At 54.2% G+C, this 18,001-nt stretch carries 12 protein-coding genes and 3 pseudogenes; 7 read left to right on the top strand and 8 right to left on the bottom strand.

The annotated features are described in order from the left end of the window. Positions 1–20: 20 nt before the first annotated feature. Both MON37_RS11890 and MON37_RS11885 read right to left on the bottom strand, forming a co-directional pair. Positions 21–488, bottom strand: a complete 468-nt coding sequence (locus MON37_RS11890; RefSeq protein ID WP_039410825.1) for a CinA family protein — start codon at positions 486–488, stop codon at positions 21–23. 124 nt (positions 489–612) lie between these two features. Continuing rightward, positions 613–975, bottom strand: coding sequence for a cupin domain-containing protein (locus MON37_RS11885; RefSeq protein ID WP_039410827.1), 363 nt, complete (start codon positions 973–975; stop codon positions 613–615). Positions 976–1,351: 376 nt separating this feature from the next. On the opposite strand from MON37_RS11885, the pseudogene MON37_RS11880 reads away from it, so the two are divergent. The 3 pseudogenes from MON37_RS11880 to MON37_RS11870 form a co-directional block, all read left to right on the top strand. Next, a pseudogene (locus MON37_RS11880) lies at positions 1,352–1,651 on the top strand (transposase); the annotation flags it as partial. A gap of 67 nt (positions 1,652–1,718) precedes the next feature. After that, positions 1,719–2,550: pseudogene (locus MON37_RS11875) on the top strand (IS630 family transposase); the annotation flags it as partial. A 22-nt stretch (positions 2,551–2,572) separates the two neighbouring features. Further along, positions 2,573–3,049, top strand: a pseudogene (locus tag MON37_RS11870) (IS5 family transposase); the annotation flags it as partial. A gap of 367 nt (positions 3,050–3,416) precedes the next feature. Here MON37_RS11870 and tdfF read toward each other — a convergent pair. The 3 genes from tdfF to MON37_RS11855 all read right to left on the bottom strand — a co-directional run bounded on the left by tdfF (position 3,417) and on the right by MON37_RS11855 (position 8,534). Further along, positions 3,417–5,597, bottom strand: a complete 2,181-nt coding sequence (gene tdfF, locus MON37_RS11865) for a TonB-dependent iron piracy receptor TdfF (RefSeq protein ID WP_039407018.1) — start codon at positions 5,595–5,597, stop codon at positions 3,417–3,419. Positions 5,598–5,786: 189 nt separating this feature from the next. Further along, entirely contained in the window at positions 5,787–6,110 is a 324-nt protein-coding gene (locus MON37_RS11860; protein WP_039407021.1) for a cupin domain-containing protein, read from the bottom strand. Between the two features lie 1,452 nt (positions 6,111–7,562). Then, positions 7,563–8,534 (bottom strand): siderophore ABC transporter substrate-binding protein, encoded by a 972-nt coding sequence (locus MON37_RS11855; protein ID WP_039407024.1) that lies wholly within the window; start codon positions 8,532–8,534, stop codon positions 7,563–7,565. 236 nt (positions 8,535–8,770) lie between these two features. Here MON37_RS11855 and MON37_RS11850 point away from each other — a divergent pair, with 236 nt between their 5' ends. Further along, positions 8,771–9,727 carry a helix-turn-helix transcriptional regulator gene (locus MON37_RS11850; RefSeq protein WP_039407027.1) on the top strand — a complete coding sequence of 319 codons (957 nt, stop codon included), beginning with the start codon at positions 8,771–8,773 and terminating at the stop codon, positions 9,725–9,727. A 113-nt stretch (positions 9,728–9,840) separates the two neighbouring features. Here the strand turns inward: MON37_RS11850 and MON37_RS11845 are convergent, their stop codons facing one another. From MON37_RS11845 to MON37_RS11835, 3 genes are all read right to left on the bottom strand, one after another. After that, complete coding sequence (locus MON37_RS11845; RefSeq protein WP_039407030.1) at positions 9,841–11,856, bottom strand: prolyl oligopeptidase family serine peptidase; 2,016 nt, start codon at positions 11,854–11,856, stop codon at positions 9,841–9,843. A 270-nt stretch (positions 11,857–12,126) separates the two neighbouring features. Beyond that, positions 12,127–14,298 carry a tetratricopeptide repeat protein gene (locus MON37_RS11840; RefSeq protein WP_039407033.1) on the bottom strand — a complete coding sequence of 724 codons (2,172 nt, stop codon included), beginning with the start codon at positions 14,296–14,298 and terminating at the stop codon, positions 12,127–12,129. A 390-nt stretch (positions 14,299–14,688) separates the two neighbouring features. Continuing rightward, entirely contained in the window at positions 14,689–15,495 is an 807-nt protein-coding gene (locus tag MON37_RS11835; protein ID WP_003743147.1) for a DNA ligase, read from the bottom strand. Between the two features lie 146 nt (positions 15,496–15,641). On the opposite strand from MON37_RS11835, the gene MON37_RS11830 reads away from it, so the two are divergent. From MON37_RS11830 to MON37_RS11820, 3 genes are all read left to right on the top strand, one after another. Next, positions 15,642–16,274, top strand: coding sequence for an MBL fold metallo-hydrolase (locus MON37_RS11830; RefSeq protein WP_003779657.1), 633 nt, complete (start codon positions 15,642–15,644; stop codon positions 16,272–16,274). Between the two features lie 336 nt (positions 16,275–16,610). Then, positions 16,611–17,141, top strand: coding sequence for an outer membrane protein assembly factor BamE (locus tag MON37_RS11825; protein ID WP_003743151.1), 531 nt, complete (start codon positions 16,611–16,613; stop codon positions 17,139–17,141). Between the two features lie 9 nt (positions 17,142–17,150). Beyond that, positions 17,151–17,582 (top strand): hypothetical protein, encoded by a 432-nt coding sequence (locus tag MON37_RS11820; RefSeq protein ID WP_039407041.1) that lies wholly within the window; start codon positions 17,151–17,153, stop codon positions 17,580–17,582. The last annotated feature ends 419 nt before the right edge of the window (positions 17,583–18,001 follow it).

Below are 18,001 nucleotides of genomic sequence, written 5' to 3'. Positions count from 1 at the left end.
CGTTCTTGCGCTGGGAACCGTCAAACCAAATGTTCCGCCAAAAATTCAAGGGCGAAGGCGACGGCCTGATTTCTGACGGCCTCTCGGTCGCCGCTGAAGATTTTCATTTGCTCCAGCGATTCGGTCGGCGTGGACAACCCGAACCACACCGTGCCGACGGGTTTTGCCGCGCTGCCTCCGCCGGGGCCTGCGATGCCGGAAATACTCAGGGCGTAGTCGGCTTGTGCGACGGCTTTGGCACCTCGTGCCATTTCGTACACGGTTTCACGGCTGACCGCGCCGTGTTTCAGCAGCGTGTCGGGCATGACGCCGAGGCGTTCTTCTTTGGCTTGGTTGCTGTAAGTCACGAAACTTTGATGAAACCATTGCGAGCTGCCCGCGATGCTGGTGAATGCGCCCGCAAGCAGGCCGCCCGTGCAGGATTCGGCGCAGGTAACGGTTTGTCGGTGTCGGGTGAGGTGTTCGGCGATGGTTTGCAGCGCGGTCATGGGACTTTCTTTCTTCAATGGCGGCGGATTCGTCGGGGGCGGACAGGAAATAGATTATAGGTCGATTGCCGATGGTGGCGGAAGGTCGTCTCCAACTGCGTTTTCAGACGATCTGAAGGACATTCTATTCCGCACCCGCCTTCTTCCCGTCCTTCACCAGCACAATCACCAATTCGCTGTCGTCGGTTATTTTGATGGCAACGTATTCGCTACCATCCGCCTTCAGGACGCTGCCCTGCCGCAATTCCTGCCTTTTTCCGCTGTCAAACAAAAATACCGAGCTGCCTTTGGTTTGGGTAACCAGCAGGGTGTGGCCGGGGTGGTTGTGGCGGGGGATTTCCTTGCCTTTGGGCAGGGTTTCACGGATGACGGTGTAGTTGACGCCTTCAAAGACTTTACACGTGCTTTGGGCGATTTCGGCGGCAGGCGCGGCAGCGGCGGAGAGGCCGAGGAGAACGGCGAAAAGTTGGGTTTTGATGTTTTTCATGATGGTTTTCCTTTGGTTGCAGACAAAATTTATGGCAGATCAAAATTGCAATGATACGGCGTTGTCAACACCCTTATGTACTGTACTCTCTGTACACAGCGGGCGTTGTTGCCTTGTCTCATTTTTATTTTAATCCACTATCTGTTTCGGTCGGTTTGGGTCGTCTGAAAGTGGAATATAGCCGCGTTATTTGTTTTCGTAACCGGTTTGATTAGACTCCGTATGGCGGTTTTCGTTTCGTTCCGAATGCAAGCCTGCGGCTTACTACCCTCTCCCTAACCCTCTCCCACGGGGAGAAGGGACGGGTTGCCGCAGCCTCGCTGTTTGCCGCATAAGAACGTGTTCATTGTCTCAGCCTCTGCTGTAAACTATCGGCATGAACAGAAAAACCTACCCAAGCGATATCAGTCGCGAGCAATTTGCGCCTCTCCTTCCCCTGCTGGAAAGTGCCCGTAAACGCACAGCGCCACGCCAGGTGGACTTGTACGATGTCTTTTGTGCCATTCTCTACCTGCAACGCACTGGCTGCTCCTGGCGCGCTTTGCCGGGCGACTTCCCCAAATGGCGCACCGTGCATTCCTACTTCCAGAGATGGACCGAACCACGCGAGAGTGGCATCAGCATCCTTGAGGAAGCATTAAAAAAATCAGGTAGTTGCGGAGCACCGCAAGCAGGGGCGCCATGAAGCAACTATAGTCAATTAAAAATAAAATAGTACAATACTCAACTTTGAAGGTCTAACCATGGCATACTCTGCGGACTTAAGAAACAAAGCTTTAAACTATTACGAACAATGCAAAAATATCAGCCAAACCGCAGCAACGTTTAATTTGTCAAGAAACACGCTTTACCTGTGGATTCGCCTTAAAAAACAAACAGGCAGCCTAAAACATCAAGTTACCGGTCTAAATGCCGTAAAATTGGATAGGCAAAAACTGGCTCAATATGTTGAGCAGCACCAGGATGCCTATCTGCATGAAATCGCCAAACATTTTGATTGTACGCCAGCCGCCGTTTGCTATGCACTCAAACAGATGGGGATGACGCGCAAAAAAAGACCACCACTTACAAAGAACAAGATCCGGCCAAAGTAACGCATTATTTGACACAGCTGGCCGAATTTTCCGGCTACCAACGTGTTTATTTGGATGAAACAGGATTTGACCGCTACCTGTTTTCCGTCCCTATGCCCGCAGCCCGAAAGGGCAAATAGTGAAAGCGCAGATAAGTGGAAAAAGATACCGACGCTTATCTTTGGTGTCCGCACAAGTCGGCAACCGGCTGATCGCTCCGATGGTTTATCAAAATACGATGACCGGGGTCTTTTTTGAAGCGTGGTTTCAGCAATGCCTACTGCCCGCATTGACTCAAAAATCGGTGATTATTTTAGATAATGCACGATTTCACCGTATGGGTGTTTTACGGGAAATGGCGGAAAAATTGGGACATAAGGTATTGCCTCTTGCACCTTATTCACCTGAGCTCAACCCGATTGAGAAGGTGTGGGCGAATATTAAGCGGTATCTGCGAACCGTATTGTCTGATTACGCCCGATTTGACGATGCGTTACTGTCCTATTTTGATTTTAATTGACTATACTTTCCTGATTATTGATGCGCAGAGTGTGAAGAACACGGATACCGCCATGGAAAAAGGCTACGATGCGGGCAAGAAGGTTAGCGGTATCAAGCGACATATAGCGGTTGACACGCAAGGTTTGCCGCATGCCCTTGCGGTAACGACGGCGGATGTTACGGATAGAAAAGGCTGCCTGGTGGCATTGGAACGTGGGCGGGATAATCTTGGTGCGATACAAAAAATCCTTGCTGACGGTGGTTACACGGGTAAGGCATTTGCTTCGTCGGTACAGGAGTTGATTGGTGCGGAGGTAGAGATTGCCAAACGAAACGAATTGCACCGTTTTGCAGTATTGCCGAAGCGATGGGTAGTAGAGCGCAGCTTTTCCTGGTTGGAAAAGAACAGGCGGCTTTGGAAAAACTGCGAGCGTAAGTTGAGTACCAGTCTGCAAATGGTAGCTTTGGCTTTCTTGGGAGTCCTGCTACGAAGACTATGAACACGCTCTAAGCTCGAGTGCGGACTGCCATCAGTCTGAATCTTTGATTCAACCGCTCAATGCGTGTGCCTGCAGTGTTCCAAAAGGTCGTCTGAAAACGAGGTTTCCGAAGGAAGTCAAGTTTCTGCGAAGTTAAAACGAAGTTTCAACGAAGTGAAAAGCAGCCTGCACGTTGAAAATGCTGTCCAAGCAAACCTGCGGTTTGCCGCCCTCTCCCTGTCCCTCTCCCACGGGGAGAGGGGATTGGGTTGCAGGCTGCTTTTAAGGTTCAGGCAATTTTTAACTCTTGTTGAAGCTGTACTTTCAAAAGTTGCACTTTAGCTTCGCAGAAACTCCGTTTCCTCCGGAAACCCCGTTTCAGACGACCTTATTTAAACCGATAGGTAAACGCTGCGTTCACTGTCCGCAGTGCGCCGTAACTGTGGCGGTCGGGCTGGGTGCGGTAGTGTTTGTTGAACAGGTTGTCCACGTTCAGCGACAGTTCGGCGCGCGGATTGAAGCGGTAACGCGCCATGATGTCGGCGACGGCGTAGGCTTTTTGGCGGCTGTTGGCGGCGGCGCGGGCTTTGGCAGCGGGGTTGGGGATGCGGAGCGTGGCAGGGTCGGTGTGGGTTTCGCTCTGCCAGCGTACACCCGCACCGATGGTCCAGCCGCTGGGGGCTTCGGGGGCGAAGTGGTAGGCGGTGAAGAGTTTGAAGCTGCGTTCGGGCACGCTGTCGGGGTTCAGGCGGCTGCCGTCTTGGTCGCGGGTTTTGCTTTGGCTGTAGCCTGCCTGTATCTGCCATTCGGGTGTGATGCGGCCGCCGACTTCGATTTCCCAGCCGTGGGTTTTGGCTTGGTTGGCGGCGCGGTAGTAGGTGTTGCCGCTCGGGTCGCGGCCTGCTGCGGTGGCGAGGTTGTTTTTACGGGCGCGGTACACGGCGGCGGATGCGTTCAGACGGCCTTCAAGCCATTCGCCTTTGATGCCGGCTTCCAGATTGTTGCCGGTTACGGGTTTCAGGTAGCTGCCGTGTTCGTCTTTTTGCGATTGTGGGACGAACAGGCTGCTGTACGAGCCGTAAAGCGACAGGTTGTCGGTCAGGTCGAACACGATGCCTGTGTAGGGGGTGAAACGGTTGGCACGGATGGTGGGCGTACCTCCGGTGTGGCTGTCGTAGCTTCCGCCCGTGCGGTAACGGGTGTATCGTCCGCCCAAAATCAGCGAAAGGTTGTCGGCGGCGCGGAAGCGGGTGGCGAGATAGCCGCCGATTTGCCGCCTGGTGCCGTATTGCGGGATGGTTTGGGCAAACGATGATGGCTGCGGATAGACGCCCATGCGGGAAAATTCGTAGGCGTTGGGGATGGCGTTGGGGATGATGCTGCGTTCGCCGTATTTGTTGCTGGCGTATTTGTAGCCGTTGATACCCGCGATTAAATCGTGTTCGCGGCCGAACAGGCGGTATTTGCCGGTCAATGATACGCTGGCGCTATGGGTGCGCGGGTCGGCGTGCCAATAACCGGGAATCAGGTCGGTGGCGGCGGTGTTGTGGTCGATGGAAAGCACGCCTGCTACGCCGTAGGGCTGGCGGAAGCGGCTGCGGGTGTAGTCGTATTCGGCTTTGAGTTTCCAGTCTTGGTTGAAGCGGTGTTCGATGCCGGCGAACAGGTTGAGCGCACGGTGGCGGCTGTTCGCCCAATTTGTGGCGGGGTTGTCTTTCGGGCCGAAGGCGGTGGCATAACCTTGGCTGTCGTACACGGCGTAGCTGAGCGGCGCGTCGGCGGTTTCTTTCGCCTGCTGGTAGTCCATGCCTGCGTGGACGCGGGTTTGCGGTGCGATGTCGTATTCCAAAATGCCGTAGAGTTCGGCATCGTGGCTGCGTTCGCGCTGCCGCCACGAGTCGCCGCGTCCGAAGGTGGAAACCAGGCGGCCGCGCAGCGTGCCTTCGGCGTTCAGGCTGCCCGATACGTCCGCGCCCAGCCCGAAATGTTTGCGGTTTCCCGCTTCGGCGCGGACTTCAAACAAGGGATTGCGGGTCGGGCGTTTGCGTACCAGATTGACGGTGGCGGAAGGCTCGCCCGTGCCGTCCAGCAGCCCCGCCGCGCCGCGCACGACTTCCACGCGCTCATAGGCGGCGGTGTTGGCATTGCCCGTATCGGCCAGCGCATCGGCAACGGGGATGCCGTTGATTTGGTAGTTGGCGATGCGGCTGCCGCGCGCGAACAGGTAGTTGTAGCCCGCGCGGTCGGAGCCGTAAATCTGGCGGCTGGTGCCGGTCGCCTGCAACAGGGCGCGGTCGAGCGTTTTGATGTTTTGGTCGCGCATTTGTTGCGATGTGATGACGCTGACGCTCTGCGGGATTTCGCGCAGGGTCATGGGCAGCCCGAGCGGGGTGTGCGTGCCGGAAACGGTGTAGCCGTCGTTGGAACTCGCGGTGCGGTCGGCGGTAACGGTGATGGTCGGCAATTCGGTGCTTTCCTGCGGTTTGGGGTCGTCTGAAACAGAAACATCGGCCTGCGCGTACACGGGCAGCAGAGCGGCAAACAGCAGGGAGTATTTGAAGCGTGTCATGGGATTTCCTTTGTGTGTTGGTGTGCGGTGGGGTTGTGCTTTCGGCATATTGAAGGTGCAGGCTGCTTTTAGCTTCGCAGAAACTCGACTTCCTTCGGAAACTTCGTTTTAGCTTCGCAGAAACTCAGCTTCCTTCGGAAACTTCGTTTTAGCTTCGCAGAAACTCAGCTTCCTTCGGAAACTTCGTTTTCAGGCGGCCTCGGACGGGTCGGGCAGCTCAATCAGCACCACTGAGCAGCCGTTTTCCGAACGCGGGCGGTGCGACACCGACTTTGGCACAACCGCCATCTCGCCTTCGCGTATCGTCATGCTGCCGCCGTCGGCGAAGTCCACCGCCATATCGCCCTCCACGGCAAACAGCACTTTGTCGCTGTATCCGTGCGTGTGCCAACCGTAATCGCCCAAAAGTTTGACCAGGCGGAATTGGAACCCGTGGCGGTTGATGATTTCGGGCTGCCAATATTCTTTGATGGCGGCAAGGTGCTGTTTCAGGTTGATGGTTTCGTTTTGCATGGGGTTCTCCTATGGGTTGGGTGGTTTACGATGTGGTTTGTCGTTTTGGTTTCGTTGCAGGCTTCTTTCAGTGGGCGGAGTTGTAACGGAAGTGTTATCGGCTTTGATGGAAGCTTGCGGCTTGCGGCTTACTGCCCTCTCCCTAACCCTCTCCCACGGGGAGAGGGGACGGGCTACCGTAGCCTCGCTGTTTGCCGCATAAACTCGGGTGCGGACTGCCATTGGTCTGAATCTTTGACTCAGCCGCTCAATGCGTGTGCCTATGGTGTTCCAAAAGGTCGTCTGAAAACAAGGTTTCCGAAGGAAGTCGAGTTTCTGCGAAGCTAAAGTACAGCTTCAACAAGAGTTAAAATTTGCCTGAACCCTAAACCCAATCCCCTCGCCCCGTGGGAGAGGGTCAGGGAGAGGGCGGCAAACCGCAGGTTTGCTTGGACGGCATTTTCAACGTGCAGATCGCTTTTTGCTTCTTTTGCAGCTTCGGTTTTAGCTTCGCAGAAACTCCGCTTTCTTCGGAAACCTCGTTTTCAGACGACCTTTCTGTTTTCAGTGCATAGGCTTTGTGAAAGCGTTATCGGCTTTGATGCAAGCCTGCGGCTTACTGCCCTCTCCCTAACCCTCTCCCATTGGGAGAGGGGACGGGTTGCCGCAGCCTTGCTGTTTGCCGCATAAACTCGAGTGCGGACTGCTATCGGTCTGAATCTTTGATTCAGACGGTCGATGCGTGTGCCTATGGTGTTCCAAAAGGTCGTCTGAAAACGAGGTTTCCGAAGGAAGTCGAGTTTCTGCGAAGCTAAAGTGCAGCTTCAACAAGAGTTAAAATTTGCCTGAACCCTAAAAGCAGCCGGCAACCCCATCCCCTCTCCCCGTGGGAGAGGGCTAGGGAGAGGGCGGCAAACCGTAGGTTTGCTTGGGTGACATTTTCAACGTGCAGGCTGCTTTTCACTTCTTTTGCAGCTTCGGTTTTAGCTTCGCAGAAACTCCGCTTCCTTCAGAAGCTCCGTTTTCAGACGACCTTTCCGTTTTCAGTGCACAGGCTTTGTGAAAGCGTTATCGGCTTTGATGTAAGCCTGCGGCTTACTGCCCTCTCCCTAACCCTCTCCCACGGGGAGAGGGGACGGGCTACCGTAGCCTCGCTGTTTGCCGCATAAACTCGGGTGCGGACTGCCATTGGTCTGAATCTTTGACTCAGCCGCTCAATGCGTGTGCCTATGGTGTTCCAAAAGGTCGTCTGAAAACAAGGTTTCCGAAGGAAGTCGAGTTTCTGCGAAGCTAAAGTACAGCTTCAACAAGAGTTAAAATTTGCCTGAACCTTAAAAGCAGCCTGCAACCCCATCCCCTCTCCCCGTGGGAGAGGGCTAGGGAGAGGGCGGCAAACCGAAGGTTTGCTTTGGCAGCATTTTCAACGTGCAGGCTGCTTTTCACTTCTTTTGCAGCTCCGTTTTCAGACGACCCCTATTCTTTCCCCGCCGAAACGGGTTCGGCCTTTTCAAACGCCGCCTTCAACTGTTCTGCCGCCTGTATCAACTGCCGCGCGCCGCCCGCGACAATGTAGTTCGCGGCAGGCATGACGATGATTTGTTTGCGCTTCCAAGCGTTCGTGCCGCGTACCAGCGCGTTATCCAACACTTCGACAGCCGCCGGCCCTTCCTGTCCGATGGCGGCGGTACGGTCGATGATGAAAATCCAGTCGGGGTTTTTCTCTTTGATGTATTCGAAGGAAACGGGCTGCCCGTGCCCCTCGCTGCGTAAAGATTCATCCACGGACGGCAGGCCGATGTCGCCATGTATCCAGCTGGCCAACCGCGACTGCGTGCCGAAGGCGGACACCTTGTTGCCCGTAACCGACAGCACCAGTCCGCGCCCTTTGCCTTTGGCGGCTTCGCGCGTTTGGGCGAACAGCGCGTCAATCTGCGCCTTCAATTCCGCCGCGCGCGCTTCCTTGCCGAAAATCCGCGCCAGGGTCTCCATCTGCTGCTCGCCGCTGGTGCGGATATTGCCGTTGTCCACCGTCAGATCTATGGTGGTCGCGTTTTTCGCCAACTGTTCATACGCTTCCGCGCCCGGCCCGCCGGTAATGACAAGCTGCGGATTGTAGCGGTGCAGGGCTTCGTAATCGGGCTCAAACAGCGTCCCCACCGTTGCCGCCTTGTCAAATGCAGGCTGCAAATAGTCCACGCGCACCGGTGCGGTGGTTGCGCCCACGTCCACGCCCAATTCGGTCAGCGTATCCAATGCCGCCCAGTCGTACACGGCGACGCGTTCGGGATTCTTCGGCACAACGGCATCGCCCCGTGCGGTCGGCACGGTCAGCGTGGCGGCAGATGCGGCTTGGGATGCGGCGGGTACAGTTTTTTCGGCGGCAGGTTCGGGCGAACAGGCGGCCAGCAGGATGGCGCAGGCTGCCCAATAAAAACGTGGCTTCACGATGTGCGGTTCCTTTGTTGTGCGAATAAGAATATTTATTATTAAATAACTAACCCGCAGAAACCATGCTGCAAAACGCAAAATTCCCGAAACGGCAAAACAAATTCCCGAAACGGGAAAGGTCGTCTGAAACACCCTTTCAGACGACCTTTCCCGTTTCAACCAATCCCTACGCTTGATTATTGGCAATAATTCCTATTTAATCCCCTTATCAGACAACCCGTTCCCATCTAACCATGAACACCGCCGCCATCTACCGCCAGTACCAAACCTATGTCCGCTCCGATAAATCCGGCTGGGCGTTGGACGGCTGTTCCGACAGCGCGCTCATGGCGCAGGCAAAACAGCCCGGTTTACATCTGGAAATGTGCATCAACCGCTTCGACTCGGGCATTACCCTGTCGCGGATGCGCGGCGGCGGAACGGGCGCGTTTCCCACCGAAATCCACAATTTCAGCCACAACTGCGCCCTGTTCGTCATGGTGTCGGGGCAGAACCGGTTACAAATGGGCGGCAGGGAATACCGCCCGTCTGGCGGCGAAATCTGGCTGGTGCGCGGCGAACTGGCGGACGTGTCCGAAACCCTGCTGCCCGACAACGGCGGCATGCGCGCGCTGCATTTGGATTTTTCGCTGGAAAAACTGCGCCGCTGGCACGACGAAGGCTTGCTGGACGAACGCCTGTTTTCGCCTCAAACGATAGGCCGATTCGCCCTGCAACGGCTGGCGCAAAACGCGGCGGCACTGACGGCGGCGGCCTGCCCCCTGCTGCAACGCCCGTTCGAATCGGACGGCTTCGGCCTGCTCGCCGACGAAGCCGCCGCGCTGGAACTCTCCGCCCGATTATTGCGCTTCACCTTCCGCCGCCACGACAACGGCTACCGCCGCCGGCGCATAGATGAAGCCGCCGATATTTTGAACAGCGAATTCGCCCGCCCGCTGACCATCGCCGAAATCGCTCGCCGAGTCGGGCTGAACGAATGCTACCTGAAACGCTATTTCAAAGCGCAAACCGGCGAAACCGTCGCCGGACGCCTGCGCCGCCTGCGGCTGGAACACGCGCTCGCCCTCATCGAATCGGGCAGCACCGTCCAAGCCGCCATGCACTTTTGCGGCTACCGACACGCGGGACGGTTCAACGAAGCATTCAGGCGGCATTACGGATTTTTGCCTTCGGATGCGAAGAAGTGCTGATGGGGCCGGCGGCATAGATATTTTGATTTGAAACAACCATTAAAAAAGGTCGTCTGAAAAAGCAGTTTCAGACGACCTTTTTTCATTCGCGGCAGCAGTGTCGCTACCTGCCCTTACCCCAAAAATTCTTTCAAAAACAGCAACACGCAGGCGAGTTCGTCGGCAGATTCGCGTTGCGTGCCGTTGCCGGTATGGCCGCCGCCGTCCGGAGCGTAAAGCCAAGATTGCGCGGAGGTTTCGCGCAGTTTGGCGTAGAACTTGAGCGCGTGGGCGGGATGGACGCGGTCGTCGCTGAGGCTGGTGGTGATGAGTGCGGGCGGGTATGGCACGTCGTCTGAAAGATTGTGATACGGCGACAATTCGCCCAGCCAGCGTTTGCAGACTTCGTATTTTTGCGGGTTGCCGTATTCGTCCGTCCAGCTTGCGCCGGCGGAGAGCAGCGGATAGCGGATCATGTCGGTCAGCGGCACTTCGCACACCAGCGCGCCTATGCTTTGCGGTTCGCGCACGAAGGCGGCGGCGGTAATCAGGCCGCCGTTGCTGCCGCCCTGCAAACCGATGTGTTCGGGCGAACTCATGCCGCGTTCGGACAAATCACGCACGACGGCAAGCAAATCGTCGACACTTTTGTGTTTGCTGATTCCCTGCGCCGCCTGATGCCAGCGCGGGCCGAACTCGCCGCCGCCGCGTATGTTCGCCAACACGAAGGCGTTGCCCTCTTCCAGCCAGTATTTGCCGATGCTGCCCAGATAATGCGGCAGCTCGGGCACGCCGAAACCGCCGTAAGCATAGACCAGCGTCGGCGTGTCGGGCGCGACGTTTTTGCCGACATGAAAATAAGGGATGCGTTCTCCGTCGGACGAAACCGCCCAAAACTGCCGCACTTCGATGCCGTCTGAAACAAACTGCTGCGGCTGGCGGCGCATGACGGTCAGTTCCATCACGTTCAAATCCAGCGCAAACAGCGTCAGCGGCGTAGTGAAATCGCTGGCGGCAAGGTAAACCACGTCGCCGCCCCAAGGCTGGTCGGTCATTTCCAGCGCGCCCGAAGGCAGGCGCGGCAACTCGGCTTCCTGCCATTTGCCGTCGGCAAACCGCCATGCTTTCAGACGGCCCTGTACGTTTTCCAGCAGGCTCGCCACCACAAAACGCTTGGTCGTTTCCACGCTTTCCAATGCCTGCGTTTCATAGGGCGCAAACAAAAGCTGCGCCGCCCCGAGTTCGCCCCGATTCAGCTTCACTGCCACCAGCGCGCCGCTCGGATAGCTTTGGTTCGCGCGGTTCCAGTCCTTGCGCAGCGTCAGCAAAAGATGCCCCGCCAGATAGCCGACCACGTCGCAATCGGCGGGCAGATTCAACGGTTTCGCCTCGCCTTCCGACGACACCTGCAAATACGTCTTGGTGTAAAAACCGTCCGACGCTTCAATCAAATCAATCGGCGAACCCTGCGGATCAAGGTAACGCCACGCGTTCACCATCATCCCGTCTTCGCCGATTTGGTACACCGGCAGGCTTTCCTCGAAACTCTTGCCGCGCTCCACCAGCCACACTTCGCGCGGATAGCCCGATTCGGTCAACTGGCGCTCGTCCCAGGCCGGACACACCCACACGCTGTTTTCATCGCGCCACGACACATGGTTTTTCCCCGCCGGAAAATGAAAGCCGCCCTCGACCAGCCCGCCCGCTTCCAAATCCACTTCCAACGTATAAGCCGTATCGCCGCCCGATTTGCTCAAGGTCAACAGCGCGCGGTTGGGCTGCTCCACCAAGTGCGACACCCCGCCCAGATACACATCGTCGCCGAGCAGCCCGTCGAAATCCGCCACCGAAAACAGGATTTTCCACTCGGGATAGCCCGAACGGTAGGTCGCCGCCGTACACACGCGGTACACGCCCTTCGGATACTCCGCATCCTGATGGAAATGGTACATCCGCGCGCGGTGTTCCTGACAAAACGGAATCTGCCGCGTGTCCTGCATCTGCGCCAAAATCCCGTCCGACAGCGCACGCGCCTTATCGTTTTCCAAAAAACGAGCGCGCGTTTCGGCATGCGCCTCAGCGGCAAAGTTTTGCGTTTCGGGGGCGTCGAGGTTTTCGAAATGGAGATAGGAATCGGGGTAGGATTTCATAGAAGAGAGGCCGTCTGAAAATAGCGAAAGCGGGAATTATAGCGGGAAAGGCTTGCAGACAGATGAAAAGGTCGTCTGAAAACGGGGCGGCGGGTTTCACTACTACTTCCGATACACCGTCCGTCATTCCCGCGCAGGCGGGAATCCAGAACGCAGAATTTAGGAAACCTTTTTGCCCGACAGATTTCCGTGCCGACAGGACTGAATTCCCGCCTGCGCGGGAATGACGGCTGATAATAGGTACCCGTATCGGGAATTAAGCAAACCCATCTACTTATTCGGCGGATTAATCGGCAGCGTCGAGCGGGAGACTTTGACGTCGGGGCATTTTTGCTTCATCTGATAGCGGAATACTTCTGCCTTGCGTTGATTGCCGGTTTTTTCGTAATTCGTACCCAAAATCACCTCGTCCGCCCGATTCCGTATATCGGCATAAGGGATATAGACGGATTGGGTAGTCTCGCAATATTCGATTTCCTCCGAATCGATTGGCTTGATGACCAACAGGCGGAACTCTTCTTCGTCGCGGAAGGCAAAGTCTTTAAACAGATAGCGGATGTATTCCAAGGCTTCTTTATCGTCGTCGCGGAAGGCGGATTTGTCCCTGAAAAACCCGATAAGCTCTTCCAACGCTTCTTTTAATTTTTCCAAGCGGAACTGATGCCATTCTTCATTGCCGACGGGTTTCAGGCGGATACCGAATCGACTGATATTTGCATCTAATGTAAATCGAATAGATGAGCCCAACTTTTCTTGTGCTAAATTTTGATGAAGGTTGAAAACCTTATTGGGTGCAGAAAGCCATATCCCGCATTTCTTTTCCGCAATATATTCATCTTTGTATGCGATATAAGCGACTTGATAAAGCGGTAGCTTTTTGTATTTATTATCTGGATCATCGGCTCCCGTCAGGTCGTCTGAATCCTGTCTAGTTTTTTTGGGGGACGGGTTATGGAACGAAGCGGAAACATCTGCTTCTCTCAGCCAATCTCCGTTTTTATTGAACACCAAGCAGCAGCCCGAAGCCTCCACGCCGCCTTCTTTGCCATACAGGCGGAACTGATTCAAATCGTTGACGCGGCTGGAGAAGCAGGTAAAAAAGGCATTGTGATTGTGGGACGCGCCATCCTCCTTATTCTCCAACTCCAATTCCTGTTGGTTCAGCAAGTCCAGCAGTGCCCTGCCTTCAGACGGGTCGTTCATATAGGTAGAACTGCCGAGCCGCATCGGACTGGCGGTTTCGTTGCCGCCGATGCCGAATAATATATGACATACATGGGGCGAAGTGTAATGCGCCATCGGGGTAAAGCCCAACTCTATCGGCGTAATATGGAGAACCGCCAATACGGTTGCAACGGCGTCTTGCGATTGTGAAGTTTCCTCTTTGAAAAGCGATTCCTGTATTTCTTGTTTTTTCTTTTCGAAATAGGAATTCCAGTCTTCATTGAGGTAATCAATCTCCCTTAAACCTAGACGGATTATTTTTTCCCATACCTTTTTTTCTTTTTCATCACTTAATTGTGGTAATTGTTCGTAGGCGGCTAAAAAATTTTCGCTAGCCTGTTTAACAAATATTTCCGCTTCGGATGTGCTTTTACTTCTCTTAATCTGTTCAATATAACAACCTCCAAGCCCAGATTGGGCATAGATTTGTTGTTGAATACGATCTTGTTTATCCGTCAGTTGCTTGGTAAGTTTTAACAATTCTCGAAGGTGTTCAACAGCTTTTTCAAACAGTTTATTTGCTTTATCCGTATCTTTGGTTTTTTGAGCCTGTTCTAAATAACAAGTGCCAAGCTCATATTGTGCAAGGATTTGATACTGAATCTTGGCTTGTTTATCTTCCAGCTGTTCGGTAAGCTCCAATTCCTTCTTAAAATCTTCAACAGCCTGCCCGAACCGTTTGTCTGCTTTATTCGTATCTTTAGTTTTTTTGGCCTGTTCGAAATAACAGCTGCCAAGCCGAAATTGGGCAACAATTTGCTTATGAATCTTGTCCTGTCCATCTTTTAGCTGTTTGGTAAGCTCCAACCGTTTCCTAGAATATTCAACGGCATGTCCGAATAGTTTGTCTGCTTTGTCCGTATCTTTGGTTTTTTGGGCATGTTTCAAATAACAAAAGCTAAGCCGAAATTGGGCAATAATTTGCTCCTCAATCTTGTTCTGTTCATCTTCCAGCTGTTTGGTAAGCTGCAATAATTCCTGAAAATGCCAAACGGCCTGTTCGAATAGTCCGTCTGCTTTATCCGTATCTTTGGCATTTATGGCTTGTTCCAAATAACAACCGCCAAGCCGATTTTGAATCTTAATTTGCTCTGGAATTTGAGTATTTTTATCCGTAATCCCGTCCCAAGCCTGATGAAGTATTTCAATCGCTTCAGCGTATTTTTTCTCATTAAATAATTGGACTGCTGCACTAATCAAATCATTAACATCCATCATTTATCCCTCTATCAAACCAATCCATTAAAAATCAATCAGGCGGAAATTGTACATGATAATAATCAATTAACTTACTCCGATACGTTGTTTACCGCTGCCGTCATTCCCGCGCAGGCGGGAATCCAGGATGCGGAATTGAGGAAACCTTTTTGCCCGATAAGTTTCCGTACGGATAGGACTGGATTCCCGCCTGCGCGGGAATGACGGGGCTAAAGGGAATGACGAGGCTAAATAAGCTGCTGTATCAAAGGTTAAATTATCCGCGATATACCAAAGTTCCCTCTTCCTGCCCCCAAAGCAGAAAACCGTTTCAGTATCCCTCAAACTTGTGAAAAGGTCGTCTGAAAACCCAAAAATCCGGTTTTCAGACGACCTTTCGACCATCGGCTCTTACCTGTCCGTCCTGACCCGCACAAACGTCGCAAATTTCGGCGTGCCCTTTTGTGTGAAGCCGCGGTAGCGGTATGTGATGACCGCACCGATTTTGGGCGGGTTGTCGCGGTCTTTGTCTTTGAAGCCGCTGCCGATGCGGAATTCGCCGTGTTGGTTTTTGCAGCCGACCGCGCCCAGCCGTCCGGCGTTGCGCCCTTTGCCTTCATAATGCCGCGTTACCGTGCATTCGTCGTCGTATTGGCTTTTCAGCTTCAATAATTGGCTGCTTCTGCCGCCGCTGTAACGCGATTCGGGTTGGCGCAGCATCACGCCTTCGCCGCCTTGCGCTTCGATTTGTTTTAAAAAGTCCATCGCGTGCTGCCGGTCGCGGACTTTGGTTTGCGGGATGATGGTAATCGGAGCGTTCGGATGCGTTTTCAGCCATTGCGTCGCGACTGCGAGGCGTTGGTAGAGGTTACCCTGCGCTTTGGGGACGTCAAAAACGTGCAGGCGGATGCCGCGCCAATCGCCGGAAGACGAGCGCACGGCGGCGGAAATCTGTTCAAACTGTCCGCGTCCGCTATACAGCTCGCCGTCAAGCGGATAGGGCGGGAACTGCGCGGTAAAACCTTTGGGCGGGGTAAACGCGTAGCCCTGCCTGCTGACCAGTTGCCGCCCGTCCCAATACGCGCGCACGCCGTCGAGCTTTTCGCTCATCGCCCAGCCTGTAATGTCTTGGTCTTTGTATTCCTGCGCCAGCATCAAATCCGCGCCGAGCGCCGTTTGGATGAAAAAAGCGGCAAAAATCGGTATCATGCCCTGCATTGAAGTTCTCATAAACGTTCCAATAATGTGAGTGATTATTTCAAATATAATAATGATACCGCATAAACAGATCGAAGGTCGTCTGAAAACATCATTTCAACGAAGTTCAAGCCCCCGTCCAACCACTACCCAAGGAATCCCGCCTCATGGCACTTCAAGCCGAAATCATTGCCGTTACCCCTTTCCGCCAAAACTGTACCCTTTTGTGGGATGACGAAACCCGCGAAGCCGTCCTGACCGATGTCGGCGGCGACGTTTCCTACCTGCTGCAAGAGCTGGACGCGAAAAACCTCACCCTGACCGCCATTTGGCTGACCCACGGACACCTCGACCATGCCGGCGGCGTGGTGGAATTGCGGGAACACCGCCCCGTCCCCGTCATCGGCCCTCATGCAGACGACGGTTTCCTGCTCCAAGCCCTGCCCGAAACGACCGCCCAATACGGCTTTCCCGTTTCCCCCGCGTTCGAGCCGACCCGTTGGCTGACCGAAGGCGAAACGCTCAAGGTCGGCAGCCACGCCTTCCAAGTCCTGCACATCCCCGGCCACACGCCCGGCCACGTCGTTTTCTACTGCGCCGAAGCGGGGCTGCTCATCGCGGGCGACGTATTGTTTTACGAAACCATAGGCAGAACCGACTTCCCGCGCGGCAACCACGCCGATCTCATCCATAATATCCGCACCAAACTGTTCGTCCTGCCCGAAGATACCCGCGTCATCGCGGGACACGGCAGAATGACCGACATCGGGCATGAAAAACGGCACAATCCGTTTTTTTAAATCCTGAAAGCGAAAGGTCGTCTGAAACACGGATAAGCGTTTCAGACGACCTTTTTAAAAAATTGGCATAAAACTTGCATGGAATCTGAACAAGAAATTAACATTTCGCCTTAAATTTGATTAAACATCAAAATAAACAACCAGTAACGCGATTTTACCCGACCCGGACACACGCTTGCCTGAAGCCGATGTACCATCATTTCCAATTATATCCGTATGAAATTGTTACAAAGTGACAATAAACGGCATCTGCACAAAGGGCAGCGTGCGGGTAAATCGTATTTTTCCATGCGGCAGAGGCATAACCGAAGCCGCCAACATGAAAAAGGATTAACCATGAAAACGTCCCGCATCGCCAAAACCGCCCTTTACCTCGCTGCCGCAGCCGTATTGTCCGCCTGCGCCGGCAAAAGCCACGTTAAAGCCGACGGAACGACGGACAACCCCGTCTTTCCGAAACCCTACTCCGTAACCTTTAACAAAAACCAAGGCACATTCCCGACCGCCGATGAACTCGAACAGATGAAACCGGGTCTGAGCAAAGACGACATTTACAAAATCCTCGGTCGTCCGCACTACGATGAAGGTATGTTCGGCGTGCGCGAATGGAACTATCTCTTCCACTTCCGCACTCCCGGCGTTCCCGCCAATCCCGACATCGGCTCCGGCGTAGAAGGCATTACCACCTGCCAATACAAAGTCTTGTTTGACAAACATAAATACGCCCGCAGCTTCCATTGGAAAGCCGTCTTCCCGGAAGACGCCGTCTGCCCGCCCGTACAAGAAGTTGCCCCACAACCCGCGCCTGAACCTCAAATCATCATCCGCGAGGTTGCGCCCGAAACTCACCACCGCATCCGCAAATAACAGGAAAACATGTTTAAAAGAATCATCCTCGGCGTATCGCTGCTGGCAGGGCTGAACAGCTTTGTCGCAGCCGATGCCGCCAAAGAATACATGCAACGCAAAAAAGTCATCGTCAACACCGCCAAAGCCGAGCTGTGTTTCACCGACGATGCCCAGTGTTACCCCGTGCTCATCGGCAAAACCACGCCGAAAGGCACATTTGATATGCAGTTGATGAAGACTTCCAAACCCGGCTACGGCGGCGAAATCATCGGCTTCAAGCAGGAAAAAGACTTCCTCTTCGCCCTGCACCGCGTCTGGACGCTCAAACCCTCCGAGCGCCGTATGCAGCGCATCGCTTCCAACGTCGTCTCCGACCGCATCATCACCAACGGCTGCATCAACGTAACCGACAAAGTGTACGACAAATTGCGCCAATATTTTGTTTTGGAAGTGATTTGACGGGTTTCACCATAATATAGCAGGCATGAAAAAGGTCGTCTGAAAACTTGAAATTCAAGGTTTCAGACGACCTTTGTATTGAATCGATACATGCTCGGAGCAACCGAACCCGTAGCGTGGGCTTTGTCCGCGAAATCTGCCGTTTAATAATCTGAATCAGTTATCTGTTTCCGTGTATTCATCTCGTGGGCAAAGCCCACGCTACTCGTTGCTTCAACGGCAACTTGTCCCTTCCCCAGTCGGGCGGGGGAAGGTTAGGATGGGGGTGGTTCTATGGCTCTGGGTAAAATCAAATTCGTTTGCCCCGTAGAGCCACCCTCTCCCCAGCCCTCTCCCGCCAGACGGGAGAGGGGGCGGTTTTCGGATAAAAACGAGGTCGTCTGAAACTTTAAGATTCGGGTTTTAAAGAAACAAACCCG

The organism is Morococcus cerebrosus (genome assembly GCF_022749515.1).
Classification (GTDB): domain Bacteria; phylum Pseudomonadota; class Gammaproteobacteria; order Burkholderiales; family Neisseriaceae; genus Neisseria; species Neisseria cerebrosa.
This window is presented reverse-complemented; position numbering and strand designations above follow the sequence as displayed.

Coding starts and splice junctions, on each gene's coding strand:
- MON37_RS11860 (WP_039407021.1), bottom strand. CDS start 6,110: ATGCAAAACGAAACCATCAACCTGAAACAGCACCTTGCCGCCATCAAA.
- MON37_RS11890 (WP_039410825.1), bottom strand. CDS start 488: ATGACCGCGCTGCAAACCATCGCCGAACACCTCACCCGACACCGACAA.
- MON37_RS11830 (WP_003779657.1), top strand. CDS start 15,642: ATGGCACTTCAAGCCGAAATCATTGCCGTTACCCCTTTCCGCCAAAAC.
- MON37_RS11820 (WP_039407041.1), top strand. CDS start 17,151: ATGTTTAAAAGAATCATCCTCGGCGTATCGCTGCTGGCAGGGCTGAAC.
- MON37_RS11840 (WP_039407033.1), bottom strand. CDS start 14,298: ATGATGGATGTTAATGATTTGATTAGTGCAGCAGTCCAATTATTTAAT.
- MON37_RS11885 (WP_039410827.1), bottom strand. CDS start 975: ATGAAAAACATCAAAACCCAACTTTTCGCCGTTCTCCTCGGCCTCTCC.
- MON37_RS11845 (WP_039407030.1), bottom strand. CDS start 11,856: ATGAAATCCTACCCCGATTCCTATCTCCATTTCGAAAACCTCGACGCC.
- tdfF (WP_039407018.1), bottom strand. CDS start 5,597: ATGACACGCTTCAAATACTCCCTGCTGTTTGCCGCTCTGCTGCCCGTG.
- MON37_RS11835 (WP_003743147.1), bottom strand. CDS start 15,495: ATGCAGGGCATGATACCGATTTTTGCCGCTTTTTTCATCCAAACGGCG.
- MON37_RS11825 (WP_003743151.1), top strand. CDS start 16,611: ATGAAAACGTCCCGCATCGCCAAAACCGCCCTTTACCTCGCTGCCGCA.
- MON37_RS11850 (WP_039407027.1), top strand. CDS start 8,771: ATGAACACCGCCGCCATCTACCGCCAGTACCAAACCTATGTCCGCTCC.